Source organism: Enterobacter sp. C6 (assembly GCF_008122455.1).
In the GTDB taxonomy this organism is placed as follows: Bacteria; Pseudomonadota; Gammaproteobacteria; order Enterobacterales; family Enterobacteriaceae; genus Enterobacter; species Enterobacter pseudoroggenkampii.
The window spans coordinates 62,377-71,292 of sequence record NZ_QPFW01000242.1; the positions used below are offsets into that span (position 1 = coordinate 62,377).

The 8,916-nt window shown below is 58.1% G+C and carries 5 protein-coding genes; 1 reads left to right on the forward strand and 4 read right to left on the reverse strand.

Annotated features, from left to right (window positions below; all coding sequences use genetic code 11):
* Positions 1-118 precede the first annotated feature (118 nt).
* Positions 119-1,627, forward strand: coding sequence for a glycerol-3-phosphate dehydrogenase (gene glpD, locus DOU50_RS18460; RefSeq protein WP_148769883.1), 1,509 nt, complete (start codon positions 119-121; stop codon positions 1,625-1,627).
* 95 nt (positions 1,628-1,722) lie between these two features.
* Here glpD and glgP read toward each other — a convergent pair whose 3' ends face one another.
* The 4 genes from glgP to glgX are packed head-to-tail and all read right to left on the reverse strand — an operon-like array spanning position 1,723 to position 8,908.
* Positions 1,723-4,170 (reverse strand): glycogen phosphorylase, encoded by a 2,448-nt coding sequence (gene glgP / locus DOU50_RS18465; protein WP_032648304.1) that lies wholly within the window; start codon positions 4,168-4,170, stop codon positions 1,723-1,725.
* 18 nt (positions 4,171-4,188) lie between these two features.
* Positions 4,189-5,622 carry a glycogen synthase GlgA gene (glgA, locus tag DOU50_RS18470; protein ID WP_024908888.1) on the reverse strand — a complete coding sequence of 478 codons (1,434 nt, stop codon included), beginning with the start codon at positions 5,620-5,622 and terminating at the stop codon, positions 4,189-4,191.
* Positions 5,622-6,917, reverse strand: a complete 1,296-nt coding sequence (glgC, locus tag DOU50_RS18475; RefSeq protein ID WP_032648303.1) for a glucose-1-phosphate adenylyltransferase — start codon at positions 6,915-6,917, stop codon at positions 5,622-5,624. Before glgC ends, glgA begins: the two co-directional genes overlap by 1 nt.
* 17 nt (positions 6,918-6,934) lie before the next feature.
* Entirely contained in the window at positions 6,935-8,908 is a 1,974-nt protein-coding gene (glgX, locus tag DOU50_RS18480) for a glycogen debranching protein GlgX (RefSeq protein ID WP_148769884.1), read from the reverse strand.
* Positions 8,909-8,916: the final 8 nt, after the last annotated feature.

The following is an 8,916-nucleotide window of genomic DNA, read 5'->3' on the forward strand; positions in this document are numbered from 1 at the left end:
CATTATGTTATCCATATCACTCTAAATTGTTTTTTTGATGTTACCAAAAGCGCGTTCCTTTGCTATTATGAGCGATATCGAACATTTCTGAGCTTTAACGAAAGTGCATGAGGGTGTTATGGAAACCAAAGATCTGATTGTGATAGGCGGTGGCATCAACGGTGCCGGTATTGCGGTCGATGCCGCAGGACGCGGTTTATCCGTACTGATGCTGGAAGCTAACGATCTCGCCTGCGCGACGTCGTCCGCCAGCTCCAAACTGATTCACGGTGGCCTGCGCTACCTGGAACACTACGAATTCCGCCTGGTCAGTGAAGCGCTGGCCGAACGTGAAGTGCTGCTGAAAATGGCCCCGCATCTGGCGATTCCGATGCGCTTCCGCCTGCCCCATCGCCCGCATCTGCGTCCGGCGTGGATGATCCGAATTGGTCTGTTTATGTACGATCATCTGGGTAAACGCACCAGCCTCCCGGGTTCGAAAGGTTTGCGTTTTGGCTCAGAATCGGTCCTTAAGCCTGAAATCGTGCGCGGATTCGAATATTCCGACTGCTGGGTGGACGATGCCCGCCTGGTGCTGGCGAACGCGCAGATGGTTGAGAAGAAAGGCGGCGAGGTGAAAACCCGCACTCGCGCGACCGCTGCCCGTCGTGAAAACGGCCTGTGGATTGTGGACGCGGAAGACATCGATACCGGCGAGAAATTCAGCTGGAAAGCGCGCGGCCTGGTGAACGCTACCGGCCCGTGGGTGAAGCAGTTCTTCGACGACGGCATGCATCTGCCTTCGCCGTACGGCATCCGCCTGATCAAGGGCAGCCACATTGTGGTGCCGCGCGTGCATACCCAGAAGCAGGCTTACATTCTGCAGAACGAAGACAAGCGCATCGTGTTTGTGATCCCGTGGATGGACGAGTTCTCGATCATCGGCACCACCGACGTGGAGTACAAAGGCGATCCGAAGAACGTCGAGATCGACGAGAGCGAAGTGAACTACCTGCTCAAAGTGTATAACGCGCACTTTAAGAAACAGCTGTCACGCGACGACGTGGTCTGGACCTACTCCGGCGTACGTCCGCTGTGCGATGACGAGTCTGACTCTCCGCAGGCCATCACTCGTGACTATACGCTCGATATTCACGACGTAGACGGTCAGGCGCCGCTGCTGTCCGTGTTTGGCGGCAAGCTGACCACCTACCGCAAGCTGGCCGAGCACGCGCTGGAAAAACTGGCGCCGTACTACAAAGGCATTGGCCCGGCATGGACCAAAGGCGCGGTGCTGCCCGGCGGTGATATCGGCGGTAACCGCGATGATTACGCCGCGAAGCTGCGCCGTCGCTTCCCGTTCATCACAGAAGGGATGGCGCGCCACTATGCCCGCACCTACGGCAGCAATACCGAGCTGTTCCTGGGCGATGCGAAGGACATTGCGGATCTGGGCGAGCATTTCGGCCACGAGCTGTACGAAGCCGAGCTGCGTTACCTGGTTGAGCACGAATGGGTGCGTCGTCTGGACGATGCTATCTGGCGCCGTACCAAAGAAGGGATGTGGCTCAACGCCGAACAGCAGTCTCGCGTGGCGCAGTGGTTACTGCAACATGCGGGAAAGCGTGAGCTGTCGCTGGCGTCTTAATGCGATCGGTGCGGGCTGATGCCCTCACCCTGACCCTCTCCCACAGGGAGAGGGAACAAACACTAAAAACGGCAACCGAGGTTGCCGTTTTGCTTTTATAACCTCACCGGATCAATATGCCAGATCGTCTCGGCATACTCCTTGATGGTCCTGTCAGACGAGAAATAGCCCATATTGGCGATGTTGTACATCGCGGCGCTGGTCCACTTCTCCGGCTGGCGATACAGTTCGTCCACCTTGTCCTGACAGTCCACATAGCTGCGATAATCCGCCAGCACCTGATAGTGATCGCCAAAGTTAATCAGCGAATCCACCAGATCGCGGTAGCGGCTCGGTTCATCCGGGCTAAACACGCCGGTCGCGATCTGCGTCAGCACCTGGCGTAACTCTTCATCCCCTTCGTAATATTGACGTGGCGAGTAGCCTTTTCTGCGTAGCGCCTCCACCTCTTCCGTCGTATTACCGAAGATAAAGATATTGTCTTCGCCCACATGCTCCAGCATCTCGACGTTCGCCCCGTCAAGCGTACCGATGGTCAGCGCGCCGTTAAGGGCAAACTTCATGTTACTGGTGCCGGATGCTTCCGTCCCCGCCGTGGAAATCTGTTCAGAGAGATCCGCCGCCGGAATAATCAGCTGCGCCAGGCTGACGCTGTAGTTTGGAATGAACACCACCTTCAGCTTGTCGCCAATGTCCGGATCCTGGTTAACCACCTTCGCCACGTCGTTGATGAGATGAATAATGTGCTTCGCCATGTAGTAGGCCGACGCCGCCTTACCGGCGAAAATCTTCACGCGCGGCACCCATTCGGCCGTCGGATCGGCCTTGATGCGGTTGTAATGGGTGATCACGTGCAGCACGTTCATCAGTTGACGCTTGTATTCGTGGATGCGTTTGATCTGCACGTCGAACAGCGCTTTCGGGTTTGCCACCACGTTGAGGTGCATCGCCAGCCAGACCGCCAGACGCTTTTTGTTCAGCAGCTTGGCTTCGCGCACGGCTTTGTTCACCGTCGGGAAATCTATATGCTGTTCCAGCTCGCTCAGCTGGCTCAAATCGGTACGCCAGGTGCGGCCGATATTCTCGTCCAGCACCTCAGAGAGCGGCTGGTTGGCCAGCGCCAGCCAGCGGCGCGGGGTGACGCCGTTGGTCACGTTGCAGAAGCGCGTCGGGAAGATCTTCGCAAAGTCCGCAAACAGCGACTGCACCATCAGGTTCGAGTGGAGCTCGGACACGCCGTTGACCTTGTGGCTGATGACAACCGCCAGCCAGGCCATGCGCACGCGACGACCGTTCGACTCATCAATGATGGACGCGCGGCTCAGCAGGCCGGTATCGTTCGGATACTGCTCCTGCAGCGTCTTGAGGAAGTAGTCGTTAATCTCAAAGATAATCTGCAGATGGCGCGGCAGGATTTTGCCGAGCATGTCCACCGGCCACGTTTCCAGCGCTTCGCTCATCAGCGTGTGGTTGGTGTACGAGAACACCTGGCAGGTCACCTCAAAGGCGTCGTCCCAGCTGAACTTATGCTCGTCGATCAGCAGGCGCATCAGCTCCGGAATAGAGAGCACCGGGTGAGTGTCATTAAGGTGGATCGCGGTTTTCTCCGCCAGGTTGGCGTAGGTTTTGTGCAGCTGATGGTGGCGGCTGAGGATGTCCTGAATGGTCGCCGAAACGAGGAAATACTCCTGACGCAGGCGCAGCTCGCGGCCCGAGTAGGTCGAGTCATCCGGGTACAGCACGCGGGACACGTTCTCGGAGTGGTTTTTATCCTCCACCGCCGCGAAGTAATCCCCCTGGTTAAATTTACCGAGGTTAATTTCGCTACTGGCCTGGGCGCTCCACAGGCGCAGCGTGTTGGTGGCGTCGGTGTCGTAGCCGGGGATAATCTGGTCGTAGGCCACGGCCAGGATCTCTTCCGTTTCTACCCAGCGGGATTTTTTCCCTTCCTGCTGAATACGTCCGCCAAAGCGCACCTTGTAGCGCGTGTTGTGGCGCTTAAACTCCCACGGGTTGCCGTACTCCAGCCAGTAGTCCGGGGACTCTTTCTGACGCCCGTCGACGATGTTCTGCTTGAACATGCCGTAATCGTAGCGAATACCGTAGCCGCGGCCCGGCAGCGCCAGCGTCGCCAGCGAGTCGAGGAAGCAGGCGGCGAGACGTCCCAGACCGCCGTTACCGAGGCCCGGGTCGTTCTCTTCGTCGATCAGTTCTTCTAAATCTAACCCCATCTCTTCCAGTGCGGTTTTGACGTCGTCATAAATACCGAGCGACAACAGCGCATTGGACAGCGTGCGGCCAATCAAAAATTCCATCGACAGGTAGTAAACCTGACGCGTCTCCTGCGAGAGCTGGGCGCGGTTTGAGCGCAGCCAGCGTTCAACTAAGCGGTCACGCACGGCAAACAGGGTGGCGTTCAGCCACTCGTGCTTGTTGGCAATAACCGGATCTTTCCCGATGGTGAACATCAGCTTGTAGGCGATGGAGTGCTTTAACGCCTCAACGCTGAGCGTGGGTGAAGAGTAGCTAAATGGAGCGTTCATATCAGTAACTTCGCCTCGTTACATCAAGCGTTGATAGAGATCGCGGTATGACTGCGCCGCGACGTGCCAGCTAAAGTCCATGGACATCGCCTGACGTTGTACGTAACGCCACAGCGATGGACGGGACCACAAGACGAAAGCACGCCGAATCGCCCGAAGCAGCGACCAGGCATTACTGTCCTCAAAGACAAACCCGCTGGCGATACCGTCCGCCAGGTTTTCCAGAGAGCTGTCGGATACGGTATCCGCCAGTCCGCCCGTGCGGCGTACCAGCGGCAGGGTGCCGTATTTCAGGCCGTACAGCTGCGTCAGGCCGCAGGGTTCGAAACGGCTTGGCACCAGAATGACGTCCGCGCCGCCCATAATGCGGTGCGAGAACGCTTCGTGGTAGCCAATCTGCACGCCTACCTGCCCCGGGTGTTCCGCGGCGGCGGCAAGGAAACCTTCCTGCAGCACCGGGTCGCCCGCGCCGAGCAGCGCCAGCTGTCCGCCCTGCTCCAGTAAACCGGGCAGCGCCTCCAGCACCAGATCCAGCCCTTTCTGGCTGGTCAGGCGGCTGACCACCGCGAACAGCGGCACTTTGTCGTTAACCTTCAGGCCCATCGCAATCTGCAGCTGGCGTTTGTTTTCCGCTTTGTCTTCCACGGAATCACGGCCATAGCGCGCCGCCAGCAGGAGATCGGTTTCCGGGCTCCAGATCTGTTCGTCCACGCCGTTCAGAATGCCCGACAGGCGGCCTTCGCGATGGCGCTGCTGCAGCAACCCTTCCATACCGTAGCCAAACGCCGGCTGGGTGATCTCACGCGCGTAGGTTGGGCTCACCGCCGTGATGTGATCGGCGTAGTACAGCCCGGCTTTCAGGAACGAGATCTGCCCGTTAAATTCCAGCCCGTGCATGTTATAGAACGATAATGGCAGATCGATTTCACTCATGTGATGGGCATAGTACATCCCCTGATACGCCAGATTGTGCACGGTAAAGACCGATTTGGCCGGATGGCCGCGCGCGGCGAGATACGCCGGGGCAAGCCCGGCGTGCCAGTCGTGCGCGTGCACCACATCCGGGCGCCAGAACGGATCCAGCCCCGTCGCCATTTCTGCGCCGACCCAGCCGAGCAGCGCAAAGCGCAGCACGTTGTCGGTATAAGCGAACAGGTTCGTATCGTGATACGGGCTGCCCGGTCGATCGTATAAGTGCGGCGCGTCGATCAGGTAAATCCCTACGCCATTGTAATGTCCAAACAGCAGAGTGATGCGTCCGGCGAAGGTCTCACGGCGGGTCACCACTTTTGCATCGGGTATACCACGCCGGATATCCGGAAAGGCGGGCAGCAGGACTCGGGTATCCACGCCTCCGGCGATTTGCGCTGCCGGTAATGCACCCAAAACATCTGCCAGACCGCCCGTTTTCAACAACGGGAACATCTCAGAACATACGTGTAAAACCTGCATCATCGCTCCTGTTTGATCTGCAGCTTCCGCAACATTTCCCGTGTGACTAACACGATCCCCTCTTCCGAACGATAGAAACGACGCGCGTCTTCTTCCGCATTCTCCCCAATCACCATCCCTTCAGGGATGACGCAGGCACGGTCGATCACGCAGCGACGCAGACGACACGAGCGCCCTACCCAGACATCCGGCAACAAGACTGCCGAATCGATATTACAGAATGAATTTATCCGCACGCGGGGGAACAGCACCGACTGCACCACCACCGAGCCTGAAATAATGCACCCGCCGGACACCAGCGAGTTCAGCGTCATACCGTGGCTGCCGGAGCGGTCCTGCACGAACTTGGCTGGCGGCAGCGACTCCATATGGGTACGAATCGGCCAGTTCTGGTCGTACATATCCAGCTCAGGCGTGACCGACGCCAGGTCGAGGTTCGCTTTCCAGTACGCCTCCAGGGTTCCCACGTCGCGCCAGTAAGGTTCCGCATTCGGGTCGGACTGCACGCAGGACAGCGGGAAAGGATGTGCATACGCCATGCCAGCTTTCGTGATTTTCGGAATGATGTCTTTACCGAAGTCGTGGCTGGAGTTTTCGTCTTTGTCGTCTTCTTCCAGCAGCTCATAAAGATATTCTGCATCAAAGATGTAGATCCCCATGCTGGCAAGCGATTTGGTGTCATCGCCCGGCATGGTTGGCGGGTTCGCCGGTTTTTCAACGAAGTCGATAATTTTGTCGTCGGCATCCACGTGCATGACGCCAAACGCCGTCGCTTCAGCAACGGGCACAGGCAGACACGCCACGGTGCAGCGCGCCCCTTTTTCGACGTGGTCGATGAGCATGTGGGAGTAATCTTGCTTGTAGATATGGTCCCCGGCGAGGATCACGATGTATTCCGCGTTATAGCGACGAATGATGTCGAGGTTCTGGGTCACCGCATCCGCCGTCCCGCGATACCAGTTCTCGCCGTGAACGCGCTGCTGCGCAGGGAGGAGATCGACAAACTCGTTCATCTCTTCGCTGAAGAATGACCAGCCGCGCTGGATATGCTGAACCAGCGTGTGCGACTGATACTGCGTTATGACGCCAATACGGCGAATGCCCGAGTTCAGGCAGTTGGAGAGCGCAAAGTCGATGATGCGGAACTTACCACCAAAGTGAACAGCCGGTTTGGCGCGCTTGATGGTCAAATCTTTCAGACGGGTACCACGCCCACCCGCAAGTATCAGGGCAACCGTTTTTAATGGTAGCTGGCGTGCCAACATTAAGGGATCGTTCTTCTCTAATCTAACCATGACTAACTCCTTTTTTATCATCTTTGGAATACGCACACTCCGTGCGCAGGCCCGTGCCAGACAGCCATTACTACCGGATTATCCACTCCGGCAAAGGGGGGAACAGCTCGCCATTCCCCTTCAGGTAAAACAATCTCTGCGACGTCATCCGTCGCGTTCAGCGTGACCAGCCATTTATCCGACAGCAGGATTTGCAGGCGTGGTACGCCGTGTTGCCACTCTTGCGCGCTTAACGGTTGCGCGTCTTGATTCAGCCAGCGAACGTTGCCGTCACCCTCTTCCCACCAGCGGTCGGCGGTCAGCGCGGGGATCTGCTGGCGAAGATGGATCAGCGCAGCGGTAAAATGAATCAGCCCGCTGTTCGCTTCACCCCAGTCGAGCCAGGTTAACGTGTTGTCCTGGCAATACGCATTGTTGTTACCGTGCTGGCTGTGGCCGTGTTCATCGCCTGCCAGCAGCATCGGCGTGCCCTGCGACAATAAAAGCGTTGTCAGCAGCGCATGTACGCTGGCGCGTCGCCGCTCTATCACGTCCAGACTTCCGCCTAACCCTTCTATACCATGATTAAAGCTATGGTTATTGTTAGTGCCATCGCGATTCTCTTCGCCGTTTGCCTCATTGTGTTTCTGATTGAAACAAACGCAGTCCCTGAGGGTAAAACCGTCGTGCGCCGTCAACAGATTGACGGTGGCCGACGGGCGTTTGCCGTCACGCTTAAAGAGATCGCTTGAAGCGGCAAAGCGTCCGGCAAACTCCCCGAGCGACAGATTCCGCTCCAGCCAGAAGCGGCGTACGGCGTCGCGGTAGTGGTCGTTCCACTCGGCAAACAGCGGCGGGAAATTCCCGACCTGATAACCGCCTTCTCCGATGTCCCACGGCTCGGCAATGAGCTTCACCTGCGAGAGCACCGGACAATTTTTTATCGCCTCAAACAGCGGCGCCTGCTGGCTGAACGCCGGCGTGCGCCCCATCACGGGCGCCAGGTCGAAACGAAAACCGTCGACGTGGAACGTTTCCACCCAGTATTTCAGGCATTCATAAGCAAAATGCGTGACCGCCGGATGGCTGAGATTGAGCGTGTTACCGCAGCCGGTCCAGTTCTCATAATCGCCATCCTGCCTGATCCAATAATAGCTACGGTTATCAATTCCGCGCATGGAGAGCGTCGGACCGTCGAGATCGCTTTCGGCACTGTGGTTCAGCACGACGTCCAGAATGACCTCAATGCCCGCCGTATGAAGCGCCTTCACCGCATCGCGAAACTCGTCCCGCGCCTTTTCCGGATGAGCGGCATAGCGTGGCTCAAGCGCGAACATCGCCAGCGGGTTGTAGCCCCAGTAGTTGCTAAGCCCCAGCCGCTGCAGGCGCGGCTCGCTGGCAAAATGGGCGACGGGGAGCAGTTCCAGGGCGGTGATGCCGAGGTGCTTCAGGTAGGCGATCATGGTGGGATGCCCGATCGCCTTATAGGTGCCCCGCATCTCTTTGGGGATCGACGGGTGCAGGTACGTCAGCCCTTTGACGTGGGCTTCATAGATGACGGTATGGCCCCACGGCGTCTGCGGCGGGGCATCGTCTTCCCAGTCATAAAGATCGTTCACCACCACGCTTCTTGGCGCGACGGGCGCGCTGTCGCGGTGGTCGGGATCGCCGTAACCCACGTGGAAGAGCGGGTCGTCTTTAAATTCGCCGTCCACGCGGTGCGCGCACGGGTCAATCAACAGCTTCGCCGGATTAAACCAGTGACCCTGCGCCGGATCCCACGGACCGTGTACGCGAAAGCCATAGTGCAAGCCTGTCCGCCCTCCGGCCAGGTAGCCGTGCCAGGTATCCCCCGTGCGCGCGGGTAAATCGTAACGGTGCTCGTTACCTTCCCCGTCAAACACGCACAGTTCTACCCGCTCGGCGTGAGCGGAAAAGAGGGTGAAATTGACCCCCTTCCCGTCAAAACTCGCCCCGAGCGGTTCGGGTTTACCTGCCGTAAGCTGCGTCATTCGCCCTC